Genomic DNA, 23,937 nt, shown 5'->3' on the forward strand with positions numbered 1-23,937 from the left:
GACACCCCGGCCCGCAGGCCTAGGCCCAGCGACGGGCGCTCATCGGACCGGCGACGGATTCGAGCGGTAACGAAGCAGGTAGTGCCACAGCGCAATCAGGCTGTGCGGTCAATTCCCGTGCCGGGCTGCGCCATTTGTCGTCGAGACGGTGCTCGGACGTGCCCTAGACGCTCGTCGGGCCGACCACTGTGGCCGCATAGGAACCGAGCGTCATGCTGCGAAGAGCTTAGTCGAAGGCCGACGACCGAGCACCGGACTACGGTTGGCACAGGCCCGCAACGGATCTGCTGGCGGTGCGATCTGCCTGCCGTGCCGAAGCAAGCCAGCCACTGCTACCAGGCCCACAAGAATCAATGCGCCCCAGGCAAATTCATCGACATTGAGGCGGTGCGCCACACCCAGCAACGCTCCGATCGCCAGATTGCCGACGAGCAGACCGACTCCGACAACGGTCTTGTAGAAGCCGTAATGGGTGGCTATCAACCGGTCTCCCGACAACGAAACCACCCTGTCCAGCTCGAAGGGAAACACCACCGCGGCCGCGAGCGCGAGCAGACTCGCCGACAGCAAGAGCGCCAGCACCGCAATAGCGGTACCGAAGCGTTGCGCGTTGGGAACGATGGCGAGCGGAACGAACGACGCCGTCAGCAACATCACCCCGATGGGGAGGCTGCGCCCGGCCTCCCACCGCGAACCGAACCAACGGGTGATGTGCCGCTGGCCGGCCACCGTGACCAAACTTGAAATCAGAAAAAGCACTGCCACCAACGATGTTTGCGCATGCGGCGCTAGCCGCGACGCATGCAGGGGAAGGGCAAGATTGATCTGGAATTCCAGCACATACGCTCCGATCATGGCGGCGGCGAACCACAACACTGCTCGGTTGCCCAACACGATGCGCCAGTCCTGGATGACCGAACCCTTGGCCGCCCGCGCGGACTTGGGCACGGTCCGATCAACCTGGTCCGCGGGCAGCGCCAGCAGTTGCACGATGCTGAGCGCTGCGAAGACGACAGCAGCGACCATAACGGATATCCGGAAGTCCATCGCCACCAACGCCAATCCAACCAGCGGTCCAAGCAGAATTCCCGACTGGTAGAAGACGTTGAACAGCGAAAACGCCTCGATCCTGCGGTTGCTGGCGTCAGCCGCCAGATACGCACGCGCCGCGGGATTGAACAGCGCACCAGCGAAACCCATTGCAGCCGAGGAGATCAACACACCCGGTAGCGACTGCGCGAGTACCAGCAGCACGAATCCGCCGGTACGCACCAGACATCCCGCCACGATAAGCGGCTTGTAGCCGAACCGGTCGGCGAGCGTGCCGCCCACAAAGAACATGCCCTGTTGGGCGAAGTTGCGCACACCCAGCACCAGGCCCACTGCCCACGCGGCCAGCCCCAGCGGCCCCGCCAGATACCCGGCCAGATACGGCAGCAGCATGTAGAACCCCACATTGATGCCGAATTGGTTGACCATCAGCACCCGGCTGGGATAGTTGAAGCTGCGGAACTGCGCGACTATATCCATTACCTCCCGTGACCTTCCGTGACTTCCGTGACTTCCATGACCCCGATCACCGAGCTACCGGGATCGCGCATTCTGCCGTGTCGGCGGACGCGATGTTGCTGACGGTGACGCAGTGGCGCAGGCGGAAGGCAACCGTCGTTGCCGGTTGTCGAACTCCGGGACCGTCCACCTTCCCGCGGGAGCCAATCGCTGTTGTCGACCGGCCCCGGCGCGCCCGCCGGTTGCGTCGCGCGATCCTTGGGGGTGCGAACCCCTGGGGGCGGGTGAGTAATTTGCCTGCGACAATCGCCGCGATATTCATCACCAGCAGGCGTAGTACCTGCATGGTGGCCACCAGCGGCTCGGCGGCGGAGTCGCTGGCTGCCAGCGCCACGTAAATCCCGCCCGGTGTGGTCGCCAGATATGCCTGCGAGAAGGACACGCCGGTCCAGCCCGACACCACGACCGTCAACACCAGACATCCGCCGATAGCCGCCGCAATGAAGGCGCACGTCAACGGCAGTAGCCGAAGGCATTGGCGGAGAGCGCCGAGGGTGAGGGCACCACCGGCCTGCCACCCAATCACCACGTATGCGACGACATTGAGTGCAGGCGGCAGGGCCAGTACGAATTGGCCCGGACCGGGCAGTTGCGCCACCAGCGCGACCAGCATCGGAGCGATCAGAAACGGCGCCGGCCACTTCCACTTCAGCCCCGCGTACCCGGCTCCGACGATGACCCCCAACGCGGCCAGACTCGAGATCATCGAGACGTGACCCGCGCCCTGATGCGGACCGGCCGCCGGAGCGCCCACACACTGCAGCACCAGCGGAACCGTCAGCGCAACCACGATCACCCGAAGGTATTGCGACAGGGCCACATAACGATGATCAACATGCAATTCCGGTGCCATGGTGCATATTCCGCTTGCCCCACCTGCCAATGTCGACAGCAAGGCGGTTGCCGGGGACAGCGTTTTCGCGGCGCGGGCCAAGGCAAGACCGCAGATCAGACACAAGATCAGCGTCGCCGCGGAGCACACCGCGGAAATTCCCAGGTAGCCGGCGATCGTCGAACTGGCCAGCCCGTTCAGCGGTACCGCAACCGCCAAGCCGATGCAGCCCTGCGCCGGTCGAAGCAGAAACTTGTGCGGCACAAACTCGCAGCCCGCGAACACCGCCATGCATCCGGCGCTGAACAGTGCGGCGATGAGCCACCCGATCGGCATGTGAAATGCTGAGAGCAGCAAGCCCAGTGTGGTCGTCAACAACAGGCAGCACAGCCAATAGCCGGCGGTTCTTCCCCTTCGTCGTATATCCATCGGTCAGGCAACCGCCTTGCCCAGTTCCGCAAACACCAAACCATCGAACAGCTTTCGCGCGCTACTGCGCAGCACCGCGGAGATTCCGTCGGTCCCGCCACCGGTGACTTCGACGCCAATGGTCCCGGCCGGATGCTCGATCACCAGCCGGCCGGCCGTGAACCGGTGGGGGAGAAGCCTTGCGGCGACCGTGTCGGAGAAGGTTGCTGCCGTCGCCAGACATAGCGCCCCCGAAACCGCATGGGTGGGATGGCAGCTGTTGGGGACAAAGTACCGAGACCCGAGATCGCCTCGATGCGACTTTGCGATCAGCATGACCTTCGGCAGAACGCGTCCGGTGACATCGCCCAGGCCCATCGCAACCGCCGCACGCAACCGGACGGTCTCGATATGTCGCAGCAATCCGCGATCGTTGTTGAGTTGCCGCGGTGATTCGTCACCCGCGATTCCGAACGCTTCGGCGCGGGCGATGACAGCGCACACCCCGGCGTCGATCGCGCTGACCATGACTCCCTCGATATCGTCGAGCGGATTTCCCGTCGGAAACAGTGCTCCGGTGGTGCCCCCGCAGAAGTCGCCGAACACCATGCCGACGGGCGCCGCACGTCCGGGCACACCGCTGACTTCCAACCCGCCGGCATATCTGACTTGCCTGCCGGGAGTGTGGACCGAAACCGCCACGACGGCACCGGTATTGACCAGATGCACCCGGACCGAGGTGCAACCGTCAACCGCTGCGACAAGTCCCCGCTCGATCGCGAACGGGCCAACCCCGGCGAGGATATTGCCGCACGTCGGCGTCCAGTCCACCCGCATGGATTCGACATCCACCTGTGCGAAGAGATAGTCGATGTCGCAGTCGGGACGAGTCGCCGGCCCCACGATCGCGACCTTGCTGGTCGTCGAACTCCCGCCGCCGAGCCCGTCTATCTGCCGGTGATCCGGGGACCCCATGACGGCGGGCAACAAGACATTCAGGTCGGTCCCGACATGGTCGAGATCCGACTTGAGCAGGTAGACCCCTTTGGAGGTGCCACCGCGCATCAACATCGCGGGTACCGAGATCATGGTGCGCTCACTACTTCCCGAGTGGGCGCGCTTACCGCAACCTGGCTGCCCACCGGCTGCGGCTTCGGTCTTGAGAAGGACATCGACCTTCCCTCCTTGAGTCTCGGGCGAACTGCCCGACGCCAGTGAGGGCGGTGCAGTTGACGGTGGTATCGACTGATAACCAAGTTATCAACCGATATCCGCGGCAGTCAACCCGTTGTGGCGGCCCCCGACTGCGCGGCGCGCGTCGATAGGGCACCCGGCGGCGCCGCGATCGGGGTGTTGACAAATGGTTATCGGCCGATACCATTAGCGCATGTTATCCACTGATAACCAATTGAGCACCGCCAGCTACCGGACTCGGACACCGGAACGCAACATGCGCACCCTGGTGACCGGCAGCTCGGGCCACCTGGGCGAGGCGTTGGTGCGCAGTCTCCGTGAGCGCGGTGCCGAGGTCATCGGCCTGGACAGACGGCCATCCAAGTGGACCAATGTTGTTGGCTCCGTGAATGATCCAGTTCTGCTGGGCGACGTGATGTTGGGCGTGGAGGTGGTATTCCACACGGCCACGCTGCACAAGCCGCAGCTGGCTTTCGTGCCGAGCCATGAATTCGTCGAGACCAATATCAGCGGCACCCATCATCTGCTCCAGGCCGCGGCCGCGGCGAACGTCCGCTCGTTCGTGATGACGTCGTCGACAACTGTTTTCGGTGACGCGCTGGTGCCGCCGGCGGGTGAGCCCGCGGCCTGGATCGACGAATCGGTTGTGCCGGTTCCGAAGAACATCTACGGCGTCACCAAGGCTGCCGCCGAGGATATGTGCCACCTGGCACACCGCAACGACGGCCTGGCCTGCGTGGTGTTGCGGGTGGCGCGGTTCTTCGCCGAGTGCGATGACATGCCCGACGAATACGACGGGCGCAGCGACGACAACATCAAGGCCAACGAATATGCGTGCCGGCGCGTGGCGCTCGAAGACGCCGTCGATGCGCATCTGCGCGCGGCGCGGCGCGCCCCGAGTCTCGGATTTGCCCGCTACGTCATCTCGGCCACCACGCCGTTCACCCGGGAGGACATGGCCGAACTGCGGACCGGCGCCGCCGCGGTGTTGGCGCGCCGGGTGCCGCGCGCGGCGGCGGTGTGGGCCGAGCGTGGCTGGCGGTTCCCCGACCGCCTGGACCGCGTGTACGTCAACGCCCGGGCCCGCCGGGAGTTGGGATGGAATCCCCGCTTCGATCTGAATGCCCTCGCAGAACGGGTCGCCCAAGGACAACCGGTTCGCACGCCGTTGTCGCAACTGGTGGGGGCCAAGGAATATGCCAGCAGTTCCTACCACGTAGGAGTGTTCCACCCAGCGCGAAATGAACGGTCTGCCAAGGCTCACCGCGGTCAGTGTGCCGGTGTCACGCCTCGCAACCAGCATCCCGCAACGGTGGCGCGGTCACGGTCACACCAGGCGCAGCGGTTGGTGGCAGAAGCCTGATGCCCGCGATGGCGCTGGTGTCCTGCCGGAACCACACGGCCGGGAGGATGGACGATGGCTTACCTTAGGTGCATGTCCGGGGAAGTCACACGACGCAGCCCAACGGCGGATCGCATCCTGCAGGCGGCCGCCGAACTCATTTCGCTGCGGGGCTACTCCGCCACCTCGACCCGGGAGATCGCCGCCGCCGTCGGCGTCGAGCAGCCGGCCCTCTATAAGCACTTCTCGTCGAAGAAGGACATTTTGGCGGCGTTGGTCCGGTTGGCCGTAGAGCGTCCGCTCGAGCTGGCAGCCGAGCTAGCGGCGGTGCCCGCCCCCGCGGTGGTCAAGCTGCATCGCTGGCTGCAGGAATCCTACGAGTACCTGAATCGCTCACCTAACGTTCTGGCCGCGATCATCATCACCCCGGAACTGCAGCAAGAGGCTTTCGCGGCCGAACAGGCGCTGGTTTCCAAGATCGAGCCGGTGATCGTCGAGCTCATCCGAGCAGGGCAGGCCGAAGGTGATGTGCGCCAACTGAACCCGGTGTCGGCAGCCAGGCTCATCGAGGCGATGTTCGACGCGGTGACCTTCCCGGAGATGGCTGTCGATCCCGATGAGATCGTGGAGTTCACGTTGGTCGCCTTGCTGGCCGACCCCGCTCGACTTCCCGAAATCCGATCCGCCGCTGAAGCTTTGGACATCGGCTGACTAGCCGACGACGGAAAAATCGCCGCTTTCCGACAATGCCGCCTGCACCTGCTCGCGGGTGATTTCCACAGCGGCCGAAATCCGCACTGTCGACGTGCCGTCGGCGTCCAGGTCGACGGTGACGGAACCGACCGGGTCCAGGGACGTCAACGCGGTGGTGACGGTGTCGACGCAGCCCGCACAGCGCAGTCCGGCGACGGAGAATGTCTGCTCGGCCATCAATGACTCTCCTAGGGGCGCGGCGCTGTGGCCGACGGGGTGGGCGGACCAAAGTTGCGTAGCCGCAAGCTGTTCGACACCACGAAGAACGACGAGAACGCCATGGCGGCACCGGCGATCAGCGGGTTGAGCAGGCCGGCCGCGGCGATCGGGATCGCGGCGACGTTGTAGCCGAACGCCCAGATCATGTTCATCTGGATGGTTCGCATGGTGGCGCGCGCCAGATCCAGCGCCTGCGGGACGATGTGCAGATCGTCACGAACCAGGATGATGTCGGCCGCGCCGATCGCGACATCGGTACCGCGCCCGATGGCCAGCCCCAGGTCGGCAGCGGCCAGGGCCGGACCGTCGTTGATGCCATCGCCGACCATGGCGACGGTGCGCCCCTGGTCCCGCAGGTGCTGGAGCACGGCGACTTTGCCCTCGGGCAGCACGTCGGCCACGGCGGTGTCGATGCCGACCTGGGATGCGACCGCATCGGCCACCGCCCGATTGTCGCCGGTGAGCAGCATGGTCTGCAGCCCGCGGGCACGCAGTGCCCGAATTGCGCCGGCCGCCGACTCCTTGACCGTGTCGGCAATTGCGGCGGCTCCGCAGGGCACGCCGTCCACCGATACAAAAACCACTGTCTCACCGCGCAATTCGCCTTCGCGGCGGGCGGTGTCGAGTACCGGGTCCGACGGTGTGTCGCGAGTGATCCAGGCGGGCTTTCCGACCTCGACGCGGTGGCCGTCGACGATTCCCGATACGCCGCAGCCGGCCACCGCGGCGAATTCGGCGACGGGCGCCGGGCCCGGCGACGCCGAGACGATCGCGGTGGCCACGGCGTGCTCGGAGGCCGCTTCCACCGCGGCGGCCAGCGCCAGCACCTGCGCGGAATCCCGCCCGCCGGCCGTCGTCACGGTGTTCACCCGCAACTGGCCGACGGTCAAGGTGCCGGTCTTGTCGAACACGACGGTGTCGATCCCGTGGATGGTTTCCAGCGCCCGGTAACCCTTGATGAAAATTCCCAGCTGCGCACCCCGCCCGGAGGCAACCATCATCGCCGTCGGGGTAGCCAGGCCGAGCGCGCACGGGCAGGCGATCACCAGCACCCCGAGCGTCACCGAGAAGGCCCGCTCCGCACCGGCCCCGCTGAGGAGCCAGGAGCCACCGGCCACTACGGCGATGGCGAAGACCACCGGCACGAACACTGCCGAGATCCGGTCGGCCAGGCGCTGGGCGCCGGCCTTCTGCGCTTGGGCCTCCTCGACCAGGCGAACCATCGCGGCGAACTGGGTGTCGGCGCCCACGGCGGTGGCCTCGATGACCAGCCGGCCGTCCAGGACGACGGTGCCGCCCAGGACGGGGGAGTCCGGGGCCGCCCGTACCGGCTTGGCCTCACCGGTCATCGCGCTCATGTCGACCGCCGCGGCGCCGTCAACAACGACCCCGTCGGCAGCGATGGTTTCGCCGGGACGGGCCACGAACCGCTGCTGTTTCTTGAGTTCACCCGCCGGGATCACCAGTTCCGCCCCGCCGGGAAGCAGCACCGTCACATTCTTGGCGCCCAGCGCGGCCAGGGCGCGCAACGCGCTGCCGGCCTTGGATTTGGCGCGGGCCTCGAAGTACCGGCCGGCCAGGACGAAGACGGTGACTCCGGCGGCGACCTCGAGATAGATGGAGTCGCTGTTGAGGATCGCCTGCCAGATACCGCTGCTCTCCCGCGGTCGCCTGTCGACGAGGACGGTCGACAGTGACCAGGCGGTGGCCGCCGTGATGCCCACCGAGATCAGCGTCTCCATCGACGCGGTCCGGTGCCGCGCGTTTCGCAGGGCCACCGAGTGAAACGGCCAGGCCGCCCACGTCACGATCGGGGCGGCCAGGGCGGTCAAGACATATCCCCAGCCGGCGAACCTGGTGCTGGGGACGAGCGCGCACATGGTCGACAGATCAGCCAGGGGCACAAACAGCACCGCCGCGACCAGCAGCCGCCACCGGAGGTTGCGGGCGTGCTCGGCATCGGGATCACGTTCGTCGGCGGCCGACTCCGTATGCGGAGCCGCGTGGTATCCGGCACTCTCCACCACCTCGCACAGCTCGTCGGCCGCCAGGCCGACGGCGTCGATCGTCGCGACGCGGGTGGCGAAGTTGACCGACGCCCGCACCCCGGGAACCTTGTTCAGCTTGGTTTCGACCCGGCTTGCGCAGGCGGCGCAGGACATTCCGGTGATATCGAGCTGGATGTATGTCGGCGACGGCCGCACGGCGCCAAGGTCGGAATCCCCCACAACCGGAGCCGCCACGGCCCTCCTCAGATCGGAATATGCGCTCTTACCAGCCTACAAGTCGGACGCTGGCGGCAATCGGTTCCCGTCACCGGTCGCTGAACAGTGCGTAAAGCCGCCACCGGCCCGGCACGCCCTTGAGTTCGTGTTCGCCACGCTCGGCGAAGCTGTGTTTGGAGCCGGTGACGATGTCGCGCACGGTCGAGGACACCAGCACCTCCCCGGGTTGGGCGAGCGCCATGACGCGCGCGGCGATGTGCACGGCCATCCCCGCGACATCGCCGTGGTCGCCTTTGAGAGCGCTGCGCACCTCGACTTCACCGGCGTGGATACCGACTCTGATCTCGATGCCAAGCACCCGGACCGCGTCGACGACGGCGGCCGCGCAGGCGATCGCGGCGCTGGGGCTGCTGAACGTCGCAACGAACCCGTCGCCGGCGGTGTTCACCTCATGCCCGCCGAATCGCTGGATGTCGTGACGGACCAGGGCGTCGTGGTTGTCGAGCAGGTCGCGCCACCGGTCGTCACCGAGGGCGGCCGCGCGCTGGGTCGAGCCGACGATGTCGGTGAACATGATCGTGGTGAGCACCCGCTCGGTGAGCGAGCCGCGCACTCCGGTGATGAATTCCTCGACCTCGTCGAGCAGCGCCGCGGTGTCGCCGACCCAGTACAGCGAATCGGAGCCGGGTAGCTCGATGAAGCGTGATCCGGCGATGTGGGCGGCCAGGTAACGGCCGTGTTCGACTGGAACATATCTCGAGCGCCCCCGGTGCAGGATCAGCGTCGGCGCGCCGATGTGTTGCAGGCAGTCGCGCGCATCGGAATCTCGCACGGCGTTGTTGAACGCGCGAGCCGCGCTGGGCGATGCGGCGCGGTTACCGGCGAGATCCCACCAGGAGCGGAAAGCGTCGTCCCTGGCCACGCTGGGGGCAAGGATGCGCAGCACATCGAAACCCTGCTCGACGGCATCCGGCTCGATCGCGACGGTAAGGAACGGGTCGGCCGTCTTCGGGTCGATTCCGATCTCGTAGTCGGGCGCGCGCATCGTGCGTGCTGAGCCGTCGACGATCACCAGGCTCTGCACCCGTTCGGGATAGCGGGCGGCCAGAACCAGCGCCGTCGTCGCGGTGAAGCCGGAGGTGAACACCGTGGCCCGCTCGCATCCCGCCGCATCCATGACCGCGACCGCGTCCTCGGCCCAGAACTTGGGACCGAGCAGCTCCGCTGACGGAACGCGAGACGACAGGCCGACCCCGCGATGGTCGAACCGGATCACCCGGCTGAACGAGGCCAGCCGCCGGTGAAAGCGGTACATCGACGGCTCGGTGTCGATCGTGTCGACCGGAATGGTCGGCCCCGGCACAACGAGCAGGTCAACCGGACCGTCACCGAGTACCTGGTAGGCGATGTCCATGTCGCCGCACCTGGCGTAACGGGTCCTGGGAGTCGGGGGCACCTGTGACACGGCTACCCGCTGACGATCGGGACGAGATAACGGGCGGCGTAGTCGCGGACGGCCGCATCGTCGGTGGTGTCGAGGCGATCGGTGGGGAACATGATGATGCCCACGGCCACCCGCAGCAGGATGTCGGCGACGTTGGCAAGGTCGGCGTCGGGGCGGTCGGCACCGCAGCGCCGCAGGGTGCGTGCGATCCCGTCGCCGAATTGGCCGATCGGGAAGACATGCGATCTGGAGAACATGCCGAACAGTTCGGGTTCGCTTTCGGCGATGCGCGAATATAGCGGCGAATCTTCGATGAGCCGCACCCCGAGCGCGAACGCCTCGATCACGGCCTGGGGCGGATCGAGGCCGTCGGTCGCTTTGTCGAGGGTGGTGAAGAACTGTTCGGCCTCCCGGCGCACGACGCGTTCGAAGAGTTCGTCCTTGGTGGGAAAGCGCCGATAGATGGTGCTGCGGCTCACTCCGGCGCGCGCGGCAACGTCTTCGATATTGGCGCGGCGCAGGCCGTAGGTCTCGAACACGGTGCGAGCGGTGTCCAGAATGGTTCGGTCCAGGCCGGTGATCGGCTCGGCCTGGTCGGTGCTGGTTTCGGCGCCCATTCTGGACTGCATGATAGTTCCGCCGGGGCGCCGAGATTGCCCGCCACGGCTGCGGTCTCCTGGGCGGCCGCGACCTCGACGGCAATCTGGACGCGTGCATTGCCGCGGCCCGTCCGGCCAGCTAGCGTTGACACAAAGAAACGAAGTTGTGTCACTGCTTCGCGGGGAGGCGCCACGGAGGTATGACGGCTGAATTGACCGCTGGCGCGAGATTCGACACCGGTGTTCGGGAAGGACTGCCGGTGCTCGTCGAGCAAATCGCTGACCAAACGGCTGACCACACCACTATGCCGCGGCTGGGTCCGGACTCGCTGATCTGGAAGTTCTACGGGGATTACCGCACCCAAGTCTTCGGCTTCCAGCGCGTCGCGGGCACCGAAAACTGTATCGAGCAGCTCGCGCAGGGGGTCTTCGATCATTCGGTGATTTTCAGCGACACCCTGGGTCGTGCCAGGCGGACGGCACCACCGCTGATGAAAACGGTGTACTCCGAAGATCCGCATTCGTGGGGCCGCACGGTGCGCGACTTCCACAGATCGATCAAGGGCACCATCAGCGACGGCTCGAGGTATCACGCCCTGAACCCGGAGTTGTTCTATTGGGCCCACGCCACCTTCGTCGACCAGGTCCTCTACACCGCGGACATGTTCATCCGGCGGCTGTCGCGCGCGGAGAAGGAGCAGATCTTCGAGGAAAGCAAGACCTGGTACCGCATTTATGGCGTCAGCGACCGCGGCCAGCCACAGACCTACGACGAGTTCTGCGCCTACTGGGACGGCATGCTCGACCGCTTCGTCCCGCATCAAACGGTCCGGTATGGCACCGGGTACCTGCGCAAGGGGATACCGGGCCCACGCTGGATTCCCGGCCGGGTGTGGAAGGTCCTGTCCGCGCCGCTGAACGCCTACGCCCGGCTGGTCATCGTCGGGACGTTGCCGCCCCAGATGCGCGACGTGTGCGATCTTGCGTGGGAGGCCAAGAAGGAGCGGCGTTTTCAGCGGTTCGCGGCGGCCGTCAGGGCAGTCAATCCGCTGATCAACCGGCTACCGCTGAGGTTGGTCTATGCCCCGTGGGCCGCCGACGCGTGGGTACGGTGCGGCGTGGATCCCCGCACGCTGCACAACCGCCGCCGGACCGGCTAGCAAGGCCGCAGTCCGGAGCCCGTTGCCCCGCCATGGCGGCCGTGAGCCAAGGTTGCCAAGATAGGCAAGATAGTGAAAACGCAATCAGGGGATCCGGTCGAATGAATCTGGCAGCACGGCCCATGACCAGGCCCGTTGAGAGGGCCCTTGCAAGGGCCTTCGAAAAGGCTGTAGAAGAGGCCGGCACCCGGCTGGCCAATCCGGCGCGCCTCTCAGATCCCGACAAACTGCGCAGCGCCGTCGCCGGCAAGACCGTCCTGGTGACCGGGGCGTCCTACGGAATCGGCGAGGCGACCGCGCGCAAGCTGGCGGCGGCGGGGGCTACCGTGCTGATCGTGGCCAGATCGGCCGAGCGGCTCGACGACGTCGCGGCCGCCATCAACGCCGGCGGCGGAGCAGCGGTGGCCTATCCGGCCGATCTGTCCGACGAGGCCGCCGTCAGCGTGCTGGCCAAACACCTCAATGAGAACCACGGGCCGCTGGACATCGTGGTGAGCAACGCCGGCAAGTCGCTGCGCCGGTCGCTGCACGACCAATATGACCGCCCGCACGATTTTCAGCGCACCATCGACATCAACTATCTGGGACCCATCTGGCTGTTGCTGGGGCTGCTGCCGGCGATGCGTGAAGCCGGCCGCGGGCACATCGTCAACGTCTCCAGCGTGGGGGTACGCGTGGTGCCCGGTCCGCAATGGGGGGCCTACCAGGCGTCCAAGGGCGCCTTCGATCGCTGGCTGCGCAGCGTCTCGCCGGAGTTGCACACCGACGGTGTGGACGTGACGTCGGTGTACTTTGCGCTGGTGCGCACCCGGATGATCGAGCCCACGCCCATCCTGGGGCGGCTTCCCGGCCTGTATCCCGACGAGGCCGCCGACGCGATCGCGAAGGCGATCGTCGAGCGGCCCCGAACCAATGAGCCACCCTGGCTATGGCCCGCCGAACTTGCCTCGGTGCTGCTGGCCGGGCCGGCCGAACGCGCCGCGGGGTTGTGGCACCGCCGGTTCTTCGCCGACTCGGCCCGGACGGACTCGGCCCGGACGGAGAGGTGACGATGGTCGGCAGCGTGGTCAGCACGGCGGCCCGGGCGGTGCTGTTGTCCGGTCTGCTCAGTCCGCCTGCTCCCGTCGCGCTGCTGCGGCTGATCCGCGAGGTGTGCCGGGGCGGCATGAATCTCTATACCCTGCTCGCCGTTGCCGCGGCGCGATGGCCCGACCGGACGGCGATCATCGACGACGACGGCGCGCTGAGTTACCGCGAGCTGCAGTCGATGGCCGAATCGATTGCTCACGAGCTCTCGGATTCCGGCGTCGGGGCCGGCCAGGCGGTCGGTGTGATGTGCCGCAACGGCCGCAATTTCGTCACGGCGGTGTTCGCCGCGAGCTTGGTGGGTGCCGATGTGGTGTTGGTGAACACGGAGTTTCGCACCACGGCGCTGGCGGCCGCACTGAGTGCCCATCAGATCCAAATCATACTGTGCGACAAGGAATTTGCCGACCAGATCAACGAAACCGGGGAACCGGTAACGGTAATCGATCCGCAGACGGTCGCTATCACGCGCGGCGATGCCCGGCCCGAGGTTGTCGCTTCGGGCCGCATCATCCTGTTGACTTCGGGTACCACGGGCGTGCCCAAGGGGGTACCGCGCACCCCCAAGGTGAGTTCCGGCTTGGGGGTCGGTGTCACAATTCTCGAGCGCACCCGCTTGCGCGTCGGCTCGCGAATGTCCTTGGCTACGCCGATGTTTCACGGCCTGGGATTCGGCATGCTCACGTTGACCATCGGCCTCGGCGGCACGGTACTGACCCGGCGACGCTTCGATGCCGAAGCCGCCCTGGCGCAAGCGTCGCTGCACCGGGCCGACGCGCTGAGCGCGGTGCCGGTCATGCTGGCACGCATCCTGGATCTGCCCCAGCGGGTACGGGCGCGGAACCCCGTTCCGTGCCTGCGGGTGGTGATCTCCAGCGGAGACCGGCTCGATCCGGGCCTGGCGCGGCGGTTCATGGATACCTACGGCGACATCCTCTACAACCTGTACGGCTCCACCGAGGTCGGCATCGGATCCCTGGCCACGCCGGCCGACTTGCGGGTCGCCCCCGAAACGGTAGGCAGGCCCGTCGCGGGCTGCCCGGTCCGCATTTTCGACCGCAACGGCCGGCCCGTCGGTCCGCGGGTCACCGGGCGCATCTTCGTCGGGGGCGAACTGAACTCCGACGGCTATACCGGCGGCGGCGGTAAAGCCATCATCGACGGCATGGCCAGCACCGGCGACATGGGTTATCTCGACGGGTCCGGCCGGCTCTACATCGTCGGTCGGGAAGACGACATGATCGTCTCGGGCGGTGAGAACGTCTACCCGCGTGCTCTGGAAAATGCTCTCGCCCAACACCCCGGCGTCGCCGAGAACGCTGTGATCGGCGTTCCCGACGAACGGTTCGGTAATCGATTGGCCGCGTTCATCGTTGCCCGCCCCGACTGCGACCTCGACCCCGAGGAGATCCGAGAGTACGTGAAGGGCAAGGTTTCCCGATTCGAGCAACCCAGAGACATCCAGATCATCAGCGCTATCCCCCGCACCTCGACGGGCAAGGTGCTGCGCGGGGAGCTACTGGACCTTGCGGCCCCCGAATCTCACTCCTGATCGTCGTCGGGCGCCAGGCCGATGGTGCTGGCCAACCACTTCGGCGCCAGCACCGAAACCACGGTAGCCCCAGCCGTGGCGCCGAAGACCCCCGTCCAGGCCACCGGGCCCAGCGGCGTGCACCCGAAAAAGTGGCTGACAACCGGGGTTTGAATGATGCCTACCAAGACGGCCGCGCTGCCCAGCGCGGTCGCCACGACGAGTGGGCTGTGCCGCCGGGTCAGTAGGGTTTGCGCCAGCTGGGTAGTCACCAGTGCGGTCAATCCCATTGTCGCGGTGCGACGTTCGGTTCCCGGTGTCCAGCGGCCGATCGCCCAGGCTGCCGTCGCGCCGGCGGCCGTGACCGCGCCGCGGGTGACGATCTGGCGCATCAGTGGCGCGTCCAGGGAGGGCGTCGGGCCGGTCAGCACCGCCCGCCGGTGGGCACGGCGGGCCTCTTCAGCCTCTTCCTCGGACTCGTATTCGGCCTCGGCGGGCGCGGCGTACTGCGACGTGACGGCCACCGCAAGGGCCGGGAACATGTCGGTGAGCAGGTTGACCAGCAGCAGCTGGCGGGTGCCCACCGGCGCGCGGCCGGCCCCGAACGCCGTGCCGATGATGGTGAACAGCACCTCGCCCACGTTGCCGCCGACGAGGATGGTGACCGCGTCGCGCACCCCGGCCCACATGCTGCGGCCCTCGACCAGCGCGTCGAGCAGTGCGCCGAGATCGTCGTCGGTCAACACGATGTCGGCTGCACCGCGGGCGGCCGACGAACCGCGACCGCTCACCCCGATACCCACGTCGGCCATCCGGATGGCGGCGGCGTCGTTGGCGCCGTCGCCGACCATCGCGGTCACCCGTCCGCAGCGTTGCAGGGCCGCCACGATCTGCACCTTCTGCTCCGGGCTGACCCGGGCGAATACCGGCACGTCGGCGGCGACTTTGGCGCAGCCGTCCTCGTCGAGGTTGGCCAGTTCGGCTCCGGTCACCACCCGCACGTCCGGCGGCAGGCCCAGCTGACGTGCGATCGCCCGCGCGGTGACCGGATGGTCGCCGGTGATCAACACCACGTGCCGCTCGGCATCCAGCAGCGCCTCGATCAACGGGCGCGCCGAGGGGCGCGCCGTGTCGGCCAGACCGACATAGCCCAGCAGTTCCAGATCGTGGGCCGCGGCGTCGACGGCGTCCGCGTCGGTGTCGTCATCGTCGGCGGTGTCATGCACCCAGGGACGCTGGGCGACTGCCAGCACCCGCAAGCCTTGCTCGGCGAGACTGTGCACCAGGGACTCGGCATGTGCCAGGTCGGCGTCCGGGTCGGCGAACCGGCAGCGCGGCAGTATCGTCTCGGGGGCGCCCTTGAGCATCAGCACCGGCGTGGCAGCGTCCCCGCCCGTCCTGCCGATGGCCGCCGCGTAGCCCCGACTGGATTCGAAGGGAACCTCGGCCACCAAGGTCCACTCCGAATCGCCTTGGCCATCAAGAGAATTCGCTGCAACCAGGATCGCCTCGTCGGTGGCGTGCGCATGTCCTTGTCCGTCGTGGGGCTGGGTGGAGGCGCGTGCTGCAGCTCGCAGTACTGCCGCCGAGTGCGGATCGTCGGGATATGGCTGTGCCGGGGTGGCCGAGCTTGGCAGGGCGCATACCACCCGCAGCCGGTTCTCGGTCAGCGTGCCGGTCTTGTCGAAGCAGATGGTGTCGACTCGGCCCAACGCTTCGATGGTGCGCGGGGCGCGCACCAGCGCACCGCGCGCGGTCAGTCGCTGCGCGGCGGCCAGCTGGGACAGGGTGGCGACCAGCGGCAAGCCTTCGGGAACTGCGGCGACCGCGATGGCGACGCCGTCGGCCACCGCCTGACGCAGCGAGGCCCGCCGCAGCAGCGCCAAGCCGGTTACCGCGGCGCCGCCGGCAAGCGTCAGCGGCAGGACCTTGCTGGTGAGCTCCCGCAGCCGGGCCTGCACCCCGGCGGAGGTCTCGACGTCGGCGACCGCCGAGATGGCGCGGTGCGCAGCGGTACCGACTCCGGTCGCCACGACGATCGCCCGGGCTCGCCCGGCCACGATGGCGCTGCCCTCGAACAGCATGCTGGCCCGGTCCCCGTCGTTGACGGCCACCGGCTCCACCTGCTTTCCCACCGGCAACGACTCACCGGTGAGCAGGGATTCGTCGACCTCGAGGTCCTCGGCCACCAACACCCGGGCGTCGGCAGGAACCACCTCCGGCGCGGCGAGATCGATGACATCGCCGGCGCGCAGCGATTTCGCCGACACGGTGACCGTGCGGGTGGCGTTGCGGGCCGCCTCCAGCCGGCGGCGGGTGGTCGCGACCGCCGGGACGACGACGCGGCGCACCAACTGGTCCTGCTCGGCGAACAGTTCGGCAGCCGCCGCCTCGGCCCGCAATCGTTGCGCCCCACCGGTAATCGCATTGATGGTCATCACGCCGGCCACCAGCAGCGCATCGACGTTGCTGCCGACGATCGCCGAGGCCGCCGCGCCGACGGCCAGGATCGGAGTCAGCGGATCGGCGAGCTCGTGCCGGGTGGCGGCCGCCAGCTTCACCAGGTTTCGTGCCGGTTTGCGCAGCGGAGCCAGCACCGGGGTGTAGGAGAGGTCGTCCAGACGACGCCGCCATTCCGGGGTCCCCGGCTCGACGGCCAATGGCCGGGACCCGCCGGCCAGGCGCGAATAGACGATCTCGGGGTCCAGGGCGTGCCAGGCGGTCAGCGGTTGCGGGGTGGGATCGGGCAGCCGCAGCACCTTGCCGGCCGAGAGTGCGCCCGACACCAAAGCGGTGGCGGCAGCGGCATTGACGGGATTGAACCAGCGTCGTAACGAGAGCGGATTGGTGGTTCGCCGCGGATCGCCGGTAACCAGCAGCAGGCCGGCCAGGGTGGTGCCGCCCTGAGCGAGGCGCACCGCGGATTCGCTGGCCGACCGCGCCACCGGCAGCGCCGACAGGATTCGCACCGCCGCGGCGAGATCGGTGCCGGTAATGATGTCCGCCGTCCACGGCGTGGCCGCGCGGGGATCGTCGAGGGCCACCCCGATGTCGGCGATGGCCAGCGCGGCCAACGTGTCGGTGGAGGCGAAATCCCGGTGTAAGGCGGTAATCAACAGGACCGGGCCGCGATCCGTCCGCAGTTCGCGCACCAACCTCAGTAGCGGCGTGCCGGGTGGATGCGTCGCGCCGACGCTGGCGGCCAGATCCTCGGTGCCGGCGACGTGGCGCAAGACCACCCGCGCCCCGGTTCGGTGTGCGGTCTGCAGCAACGCGATCGCGTAGGGGTCGACCTCCCATCCGACGTCGACGCTGCCCACGGCCTCGCCGTCGACAATCAGGTCGGCACGTTCGAGGCCCTGCGCGGGAGTGGCCGAGGACCCTTGCGGCCGAATCCATTTCAACCGTGCACCCGTTGCGGGCAATTCGTCAGGGTCGGGCTCGGGTGCCTCCTCGCCGTGCAGCAGCGCGTCGGCAACCTCGTAGACGCGGTCGTCATCCCACCCGGGCTCGTCGCCGCGCGCCCGCAGGACGGCACGGTGATCACCGCGTAGTGCGGCACCGTCGATGACGACGACTCTTACCCGATCAAGCCGCCGCAGCGCGCCCGGGTCGAGGATCAGTTGTCCCGAGTTGGCCAGGCCGCGACCCAGGATCGTGGCGAACGCCTGCCGACCCAGGTGGGCCGCCTTCGGCACTCCGGCCAGGATCGCCTCACCAGCCTCGGCGGGTCCGCCGCCGGCCAGCAGCGCGCCCACCGCTGCCACCGCCGAGCCGTTGGCGGCTTGGTCCACGTAGGTTTCGACCGGCCCGGCCATCGAACCCTTGGCGGTGTCGATCGCCGCGTCGATCGCCCCGTCGACAACGATGTGCGAGGCGTCGCCGGCGGCCGTGGCCGCCCAGTTATGCCGGGGCGCATGCGAATCCGGACCCGCCGACGAGATGACCGGGACCACGGGCGCCTGCGGCCGGCCGGGCGAAGCGAGCTCGGGCTCGCGGGCGCGCCATCGTTGCCGATGCGCTGCCGCCTCGGACAGCTGAAGGCCGCGCTGGGTGAGGTTCAGCAGTGGGGTGCCGACCGATTGGCTCAATCCGGACGCCACGGCTGTCGATGCGCTGAGGGCAAGGTCGGTGCCGACCCGTCCCAGCCGCGACTCCAGCACCGCCACCACGCGAGGCTGGTTGTTCAGCAGCGCCGCGGCAGCGCGCGCGCTTCGCGGCGTGACGGGCAGCCGGGTGAACCAACCGGTCACCGACGCCCCGAGCGCTACGACGTCCATGGCCGCCGCGGTCAAGGGCACGAGAATGGCCAGCGGGTTACCCGGGTCGGCGAAGGGTGCGGTGCGCGGCGCGGACCCGGTGGAGGTGAGATCGGCGGCCACGGCGCACACCGTTTCGCGCACCTGGTCGACGACGGCGTCGCTGTCGGCGTCGGACGACAGTTCGAGTACCAGGCGGCCCAATGCCCCTTCCACGTGCGCCTTGTCGACACCCGGGATCCGGCGAACCGGCTCCTCGAGCACTGCCGCATGCTCGTGCCAGCGGGGAAACGGCAGCAGCGGGTCCAGGTCGAGGTGTACTCGCCGCCCGCTGTGCCACCGCATCGGCGGTGCGAGGTGCCCGGGCCGTTCGGGAGCCGAATTCGTCATGCCGAGCGCATGCCCGGTCGACTGGGCCGCCGCCTCCACCACCGGGACGATCAAGTCCAGCACCGGGCTGGCCAGCATCTCCACCGCGCCCGCAGCGCTGGCCACACCACTGACCCCGGCTCGCAAGGCCTGTGTTGCCCCTCCGGTGATCACGCCGACGACGTCGGCCACACCCGGAACCCTCATTCCGCCACCTCTCAGTGCTTACCTCGGCCATACACGGGGGCCTTGCCGGGGCCTTGCCGGGCCTGCCGTGGCTTACCGCGCCCTAATACTCGCGGCGTGTCGACGACCTGTCCACACGGCGTGCGGTGGGCCCGGCTACCGAGTTGACGGCAAACCGAATGAGCTAAACAGACTCGGATCGAAAAAGATGGTCATTGCGGCGATCCCGGTGGCACCCAGGATCAGGATATGCGCGGAATGACCCCGTCAGCACATTACCGTGGCCGCGCCCGCCAGCGCTGAGTCGGCCGGTCGCGGCGCAGGGCTATCCGGGGCAGATATTCGCGGCTGAATTTCGTCTACAGAATGCGGTGGTTCGCCCGGCCAACGTGATAGCCGGTGGGAAAGGACTTTTCGATGACCTGCAGTCGATGGTCCACCCTGGACTCGAGCTCGAGCACCACGCAGCCATCACTGACGGTCTTCGATTCGAGAACTATGTACCTTTGACCACCACCGTTGATATCGGTGATCGGGTCACCCGAGTGCAAATTTTCGACGGCCACCAATTCAGGGGTTCCGTGTGACTCCACGGAACACACAGTAAGGCAATTCAGTGCACCAGGGAACACCCCGAGTGCTCGTGCGACGTCGAGATCTGGCCGGCGGCAATCGTTAGCCCCGTGGTTGCGGTTCACCGCCCGACCACGGGAATGGCTGGAGGCCACGGTACGCAGCGGCATGGCCGCGCGCATGTTCATCTGAAGCGGAACATTCCTCCCCCGGTGGATGCCGGATTGCCGTTACGCTGAATTCCTGTCGGCTTCTCGACGTTGCGTCGATCGGAGATGTGAGCGATGGCATTCGTGACCGCGTCGCCCGAATTGATCGCGGCAGCCGCGGCGGATCTCACGGCCATTCGCGCCGCGATCAGCTCGGCCAACGCTGCCGCGGTGATCTCGACCACAGGTGTCTTGGCCGCGGGTGCCGACGAGGTGTCGGCGGTCGTCGCCGCGCTGTTCGACGCGCACGCGCAGGCATACCAGGCAGTGAGTGTCCAGGCGGTGGCCTTTCACGAACAGTTTGTCCGGGCGCTCGACGCGGGCGCGAGCTCCTATGCGGCGGCCGAGGCGGCCAACACGTCGCCGCTTCAGGTATTGCAGACCGTGGAGCAGAACGTGCTCAATGCCGTCAATGCGCCGACCCAGGCCCTGCTGGGTCGCCCGCTGATCGGCAACGGCACCAACGGGCTGCCCAACACCGGGCAGGACGGCGGGCCGGGTGGCCTGCTCTACGGCAACGGCGGCAACGGGGGTAGCGGTGGCGATGCCGGGATGTTCGGATTCGGCGGCGCTGGCGGTGACGGCGGCATCGGCGACGATAGCGGCGGGCATGGCGGTGCCGGTGGCATCGGCGGGCTGGTGGGTGACGGTGGTGACGGCGGGGCCGGTGGCTTCGGCAGCAACATCGACGGCGGCGCTGGCGGCGACGGCGGCAACGGCGGCGTCATAGGTACCGGCGGCGCCGGCGGGCTTGGCGGCGTTGCGGGCAGCGCCGGCGGAACTGGTGGTGGCGGCGGCCACGGCGGCCGGGGCGGTACGTTCGGCGACGGCGGAGCCGGCGGTGACGGCGGGCTGGGCGGGATTGCCGGAGGCCTCGCCGGCAAGGGCGGCGACGCCGGATTCTTCGGCAACGGCGGCGTCGGTGGCAGCGGCCAATACGGCATCACCTCCTCGGCCGGTGGTACCGGCGGCAACGGCGGCATCGTCATTGGCAACGGCGGCAACGGCGGCATGGGCGGCATTGGCGTCCCGGGCGCCAAGGGCGGTAACGGTGGCAACGCGATCGGGCTGTTCGGCCAGGGTGGGACCGGTGGCACCGGTGGTTTCGGTATCGGCGGCAACAACGGCGGCGATGGGGGCGACGGCGGCTTCGGCGGGCTGATCGGTAGCGGCGGCGCCGGCGGTGTCGCCGGTACCAGCATCGGACAGCCGGCCGCCGGTGGTAACGGTGGCAACGCCCGTTGGATCGGCGATGGTGGTGAGGGTGGGGACGGCATTTTCGGCGGGCCCGGAGGGGCCGGCGGCACCGGCGGAACCCTGTTCGGCTCCGACGGTGCCTCGGGGGCGAGCTAACTCGCGCCGGCCTGAACTGGAGCGATCTCCGCGTCAGCTGTGGCGCGCCTCGGGTTCCATGCAGCACAAAGACCAGGCCATCAATGCCAGCCAAGACTAAGAGCGCCAGAGATATGCCTCCGGCAACCCGCCGATGCTGTGACGCCCACTAGGGCGACAATGGTGCGATGGGCAGCCCCAGCGGACCGGAGTCGCCGGTCGAAGCGCCGACCTGTTACCGGCATCCCGGCCGCCGGGCCTATGTCCGCTGCAACCGCTGCGAGCGGTATATCTGCGCGGACTGCATGCGTGACGCCGCTGTCGGGCACCAATGTGTGCAGTGTGTCCAGGCGGGTGCGCGGACTGTTCGACAGCCGCGAACGCGCTTGGGCGGACGGCAGCGCTCGGCCATGCCGGTGCTCACTTACGCGCTGATTGCGATCAATGTGATGGCCTTTATCCTGCAGATGTCTTCGGGGAAGCTGGAAAAGCAGCTGGCGCTGTGGTCACCCGCGGTGGCCGACGGCCAGCTGTACCGGTTGGTGACCTCGGCGTTCCTGCACTACGGCGCGGCACATCTGCTGCTGAACATGTGGGCGCTGTATATCGTGGGCCCGCCACTCGAAATCTGGCTGGGGCGGCTGCGTTTCGGCGCGCTGTACGCGTTGAGCGGGCTGGGCGGGTCGGTGCTGGTCTATCTGCTGGCGCCGCTGAATGTCGCGACGGCCGGCGCTTCGGGCGCAATCTTCGGCTTGTTCGGCGCCACTTTCGTGGTGAGTAAGCGGCTGGCCCTCGACGTGCGCTGGGTCGGCGCGGTCATTGCGATCAACCTGGTCTTCACCTTCGTCGTTCCGGCGGTCAGTTCGCAACTGATCAGCTGGCAAGGGCATGTGGGCGGGCTGGTCACCGGTGGGCTGGTCGGGGCGGCCTACGTTTACCCGCCGCGGGAACGTCGGAACGTAATCCAAGTCGCGGCGACGGTCATGGTTCTGGTCGTGTCGGCCGCGCTGATCTGGTGGCGCACCGCCGGTTTGCTCGCGGAGTTTGCGGTGTGAGCTGGTGGGCGGTCTGCGCAGAGCGGGCGTTGTCCGAATCGGTACCAGCGCAACCGGATTGGGTCCGCGATTTCTACGTGGACCTGGACCAGATCAAGCTCGCGCACCCACTGATCATGTCGGTTCAGCCGACGGACTGCCGCGAATCCGCTAACGGGTACCTGCAGAGCTATCGGGTTGTGGATCGAATACCACTGGGGCCCTTGAGGATCCGGACCAGCTACCGGGTAAGGCTGTACGTACCCGTCCAAGGCGATGTCAGCACCGAGGCCGACCAGTGGCCGCGGATCCAGTTACGTGTAACGGTGAGTTTCGAGCCGATCGACACCGGGACCCGGCTCACCGAGCGAATCCGGATCACCGCGCCGCGGCTACTGGCCGCGTTCACCATCCGCGAGGCGGTCAAGGCGCATCGGGCGATGCTGTCCGGCATCCGCGGCCACTTCGAATGCCGCTCGGCCGGATAGGCGAGCACGCGGCGGCGGGTTAGCGCTGCATAGGGAGGCTTGCGCGCCACTTGAGAAACGGTTACCACCTATGCAACGCGCTGCCGGCGTCGACAATGTTGGCCCAGTCGTCATCTGCGCGCGTGCCTGCGCTAGTTCCGTCAATGTTGGCAATGTATCCATAACATATATATGTCCAACCGGACGTCAGAGCACGGCGCGTTACAACCAGCTGATCTCAACGGCTTGCCGCACGAGTAGCGCTGCGGCAAGCCAATTCCTGCGGCCTTTGCCCCAAGCCTGCCCTAACCTAACGAGAAGACGCACCGGCCCTCGAATCGATCGCGCGCAAATCGATGGGGAAAATCGAATCTATTCGGTTTTCCACCGCGCGGTCAGCGCCGAATCGGAGAGGTATTTCGTGGAGCTCCAGCCGCCGTCGACGACGATCGTCTGACCGTTGATGAATGACCCGCCGGGGGAGCACAGGAATGCCACGGTGCTGGCGACGTCCTCGACGGTGCCAAGCCGGGTATGCGGCGTCATCTCCACATTGATCCGCCGGAACCGCTCGTCCTGCAGTCGGTGTTCGGTCATCGGCGTCTGGATGACCCCGGGAGCCACCGCGTTGCACCGAATTCCCTGCGCACCGTATTGGCAGGCGATGTGGGTGGTCAGGGCGGTCAGCCCACCCTTGGCCGCCGAGTAGGCCCCGCCGCGCATGCCGCCGACGACGGCGAACGTGGAGGTGATGTTGACGATCCCCGCGCCGGCGGACAGGTGCGGCAGCACCTCGCGAATCAGCCGGAACGGCGCGCGCAGCATCAAATTCAGGAAGTGGTCCAGGGATTCGTCGTCGGTCTCGTGCAGCGGCTTGGGGCTGCCCACTCCGGCGGCATTGACCAGGAAATGTACACGCCCCCAGCGGGTTAACGCGGCATCGGTGATCCGCCGTGGGGCGTCGTCATCGGTCAGGTCGAGTGCACAGGTAGCCACTCGGTCGGGATCGCCGATCACACCTGCCAACTCGGCAAGTTTGCCGCCATTGCGTCCCGTCGCCAGTACGGCCATGCCCATCTCGGCAAGCCTTGCCGCGCAGCCGAACCCGATCCCACCCGTTGCACCCGTGACGACCGCCACCTGCAT

Annotated in this window: 18 protein-coding genes; 8 read left to right on the forward strand and 10 right to left on the reverse strand. The window is 67.6% G+C overall.

Annotated elements, in window-relative coordinates:
• Positions 1-210: 210 nt before the first annotated feature.
• The 3 genes from EET13_RS00930 to EET13_RS00940 are packed head-to-tail and all read right to left on the reverse strand — an operon-like array spanning position 211 to position 3,898.
• The gene (locus EET13_RS00930) at positions 211-1,530 is read right to left on the reverse strand and encodes an MFS transporter (protein WP_122440517.1); all 1,320 of its coding nucleotides are present in this window, start codon (positions 1,528-1,530) and stop codon (positions 211-213) included.
• A 46-nt stretch (positions 1,531-1,576) separates the two neighbouring features.
• The gene (locus EET13_RS00935) at positions 1,577-2,830 is read right to left on the reverse strand and encodes an AbrB family transcriptional regulator (RefSeq protein ID WP_122440518.1); all 1,254 of its coding nucleotides are present in this window, start codon (positions 2,828-2,830) and stop codon (positions 1,577-1,579) included.
• Positions 2,831-2,833: 3 nt separating this feature from the next.
• Positions 2,834-3,898 carry a PrpF domain-containing protein gene (locus tag EET13_RS00940; protein WP_122440519.1) on the reverse strand — a complete coding sequence of 355 codons (1,065 nt, stop codon included), beginning with the start codon at positions 3,896-3,898 and terminating at the stop codon, positions 2,834-2,836.
• 361 nt (positions 3,899-4,259) lie between these two features.
• Between EET13_RS00940 and EET13_RS00945 the strand changes: the two genes are divergently transcribed.
• Together EET13_RS00945 and EET13_RS00950 are read left to right on the forward strand one after the other, a co-directional pair.
• Positions 4,260-5,366: an NAD-dependent epimerase/dehydratase family protein gene (locus EET13_RS00945; RefSeq protein ID WP_122440571.1), complete on the forward strand. Its 1,107-nt coding sequence runs from the start codon at positions 4,260-4,262 to the stop codon at positions 5,364-5,366.
• A 72-nt stretch (positions 5,367-5,438) separates the two neighbouring features.
• Positions 5,439-6,056 carry a TetR/AcrR family transcriptional regulator gene (locus tag EET13_RS00950; protein ID WP_122440520.1) on the forward strand — a complete coding sequence of 206 codons (618 nt, stop codon included), beginning with the start codon at positions 5,439-5,441 and terminating at the stop codon, positions 6,054-6,056.
• Here EET13_RS00950 and EET13_RS00955 read toward each other — a convergent pair whose 3' ends face one another.
• The 4 genes from EET13_RS00955 to EET13_RS00970 form a co-directional block, all read right to left on the reverse strand.
• The gene (locus EET13_RS00955) at positions 6,057-6,275 is read right to left on the reverse strand and encodes a heavy-metal-associated domain-containing protein (protein WP_122440521.1); all 219 of its coding nucleotides are present in this window, start codon (positions 6,273-6,275) and stop codon (positions 6,057-6,059) included. It lies immediately after the preceding gene.
• Positions 6,276-6,286: 11 nt separating this feature from the next.
• Positions 6,287-8,560 carry a heavy metal translocating P-type ATPase gene (locus EET13_RS00960; protein ID WP_122440522.1) on the reverse strand — a complete coding sequence of 758 codons (2,274 nt, stop codon included), beginning with the start codon at positions 8,558-8,560 and terminating at the stop codon, positions 6,287-6,289.
• 70 nt (positions 8,561-8,630) lie between these two features.
• On the reverse strand, positions 8,631-9,956 hold the full coding sequence (locus EET13_RS00965) for an adenylate/guanylate cyclase domain-containing protein (RefSeq protein WP_425294211.1): 1,326 nt from the start codon (positions 9,954-9,956) through the stop codon (positions 8,631-8,633).
• 53 nt (positions 9,957-10,009) lie between these two features.
• Complete coding sequence (locus tag EET13_RS00970) at positions 10,010-10,615, reverse strand: TetR/AcrR family transcriptional regulator (protein ID WP_122440524.1); 606 nt, start codon at positions 10,613-10,615, stop codon at positions 10,010-10,012.
• 170 nt (positions 10,616-10,785) lie between these two features.
• Here EET13_RS00970 and EET13_RS00975 point away from each other — a divergent pair, with 170 nt between their 5' ends.
• The 3 genes from EET13_RS00975 (at position 10,786) to EET13_RS00985 (ending at position 14,383) form a co-directional block, all read left to right on the forward strand.
• Positions 10,786-11,745 (forward strand): oxygenase MpaB family protein, encoded by a 960-nt coding sequence (locus tag EET13_RS00975; protein WP_122440525.1) that lies wholly within the window; start codon positions 10,786-10,788, stop codon positions 11,743-11,745.
• 122 nt (positions 11,746-11,867) lie between these two features.
• Positions 11,868-12,794 (forward strand): SDR family NAD(P)-dependent oxidoreductase, encoded by a 927-nt coding sequence (locus tag EET13_RS00980; RefSeq protein ID WP_122440526.1) that lies wholly within the window; start codon positions 11,868-11,870, stop codon positions 12,792-12,794.
• 2 nt (positions 12,795-12,796) lie between these two features.
• Complete coding sequence (locus EET13_RS00985) at positions 12,797-14,383, forward strand: AMP-binding protein (protein WP_122440572.1); 1,587 nt, start codon at positions 12,797-12,799, stop codon at positions 14,381-14,383.
• Here the strand turns inward: EET13_RS00985 and EET13_RS00990 are convergent.
• Positions 14,374-19,197, reverse strand: coding sequence for a cation-translocating P-type ATPase (locus tag EET13_RS00990; protein ID WP_122440527.1), 4,824 nt, complete (start codon positions 19,195-19,197; stop codon positions 14,374-14,376). The genes EET13_RS00985 and EET13_RS00990 overlap by 10 nt on opposite strands.
• A gap of 338 nt (positions 19,198-19,535) precedes the next feature.
• Entirely contained in the window at positions 19,536-19,769 is a 234-nt protein-coding gene (locus EET13_RS00995) for a hypothetical protein (RefSeq protein WP_036394890.1), read from the reverse strand.
• Between the two features lie 264 nt (positions 19,770-20,033).
• Here EET13_RS00995 and EET13_RS01000 point away from each other — a divergent pair, with 264 nt between their 5' ends.
• The 3 genes from EET13_RS01000 (at position 20,034) to EET13_RS01010 (ending at position 22,812) form a co-directional block, all read left to right on the forward strand.
• The gene (locus EET13_RS01000) at positions 20,034-21,311 is read left to right on the forward strand and encodes a PE family protein (RefSeq protein ID WP_122440528.1); all 1,278 of its coding nucleotides are present in this window, start codon (positions 20,034-20,036) and stop codon (positions 21,309-21,311) included.
• A gap of 167 nt (positions 21,312-21,478) precedes the next feature.
• Positions 21,479-22,345, forward strand: coding sequence for a rhomboid family intramembrane serine protease (locus EET13_RS01005; protein ID WP_122440529.1), 867 nt, complete (start codon positions 21,479-21,481; stop codon positions 22,343-22,345).
• Positions 22,342-22,812, forward strand: coding sequence for an SRPBCC family protein (locus tag EET13_RS01010; protein WP_122440530.1), 471 nt, complete (start codon positions 22,342-22,344; stop codon positions 22,810-22,812). The genes EET13_RS01005 and EET13_RS01010 overlap by 4 nt, the downstream gene beginning before the upstream one ends.
• A gap of 351 nt (positions 22,813-23,163) precedes the next feature.
• Here the strand turns inward: EET13_RS01010 and EET13_RS01015 are convergent, their stop codons facing one another.
• Positions 23,164-23,937, reverse strand: coding sequence for an SDR family NAD(P)-dependent oxidoreductase (locus EET13_RS01015; RefSeq protein ID WP_122440531.1), 774 nt, complete (start codon positions 23,935-23,937; stop codon positions 23,164-23,166).

The sequence above is a fragment of the Mycobacterium attenuatum genome (assembly GCF_900566085.1).
Classification (GTDB): Bacteria; Actinomycetota; Actinomycetes; order Mycobacteriales; family Mycobacteriaceae; genus Mycobacterium; species Mycobacterium attenuatum.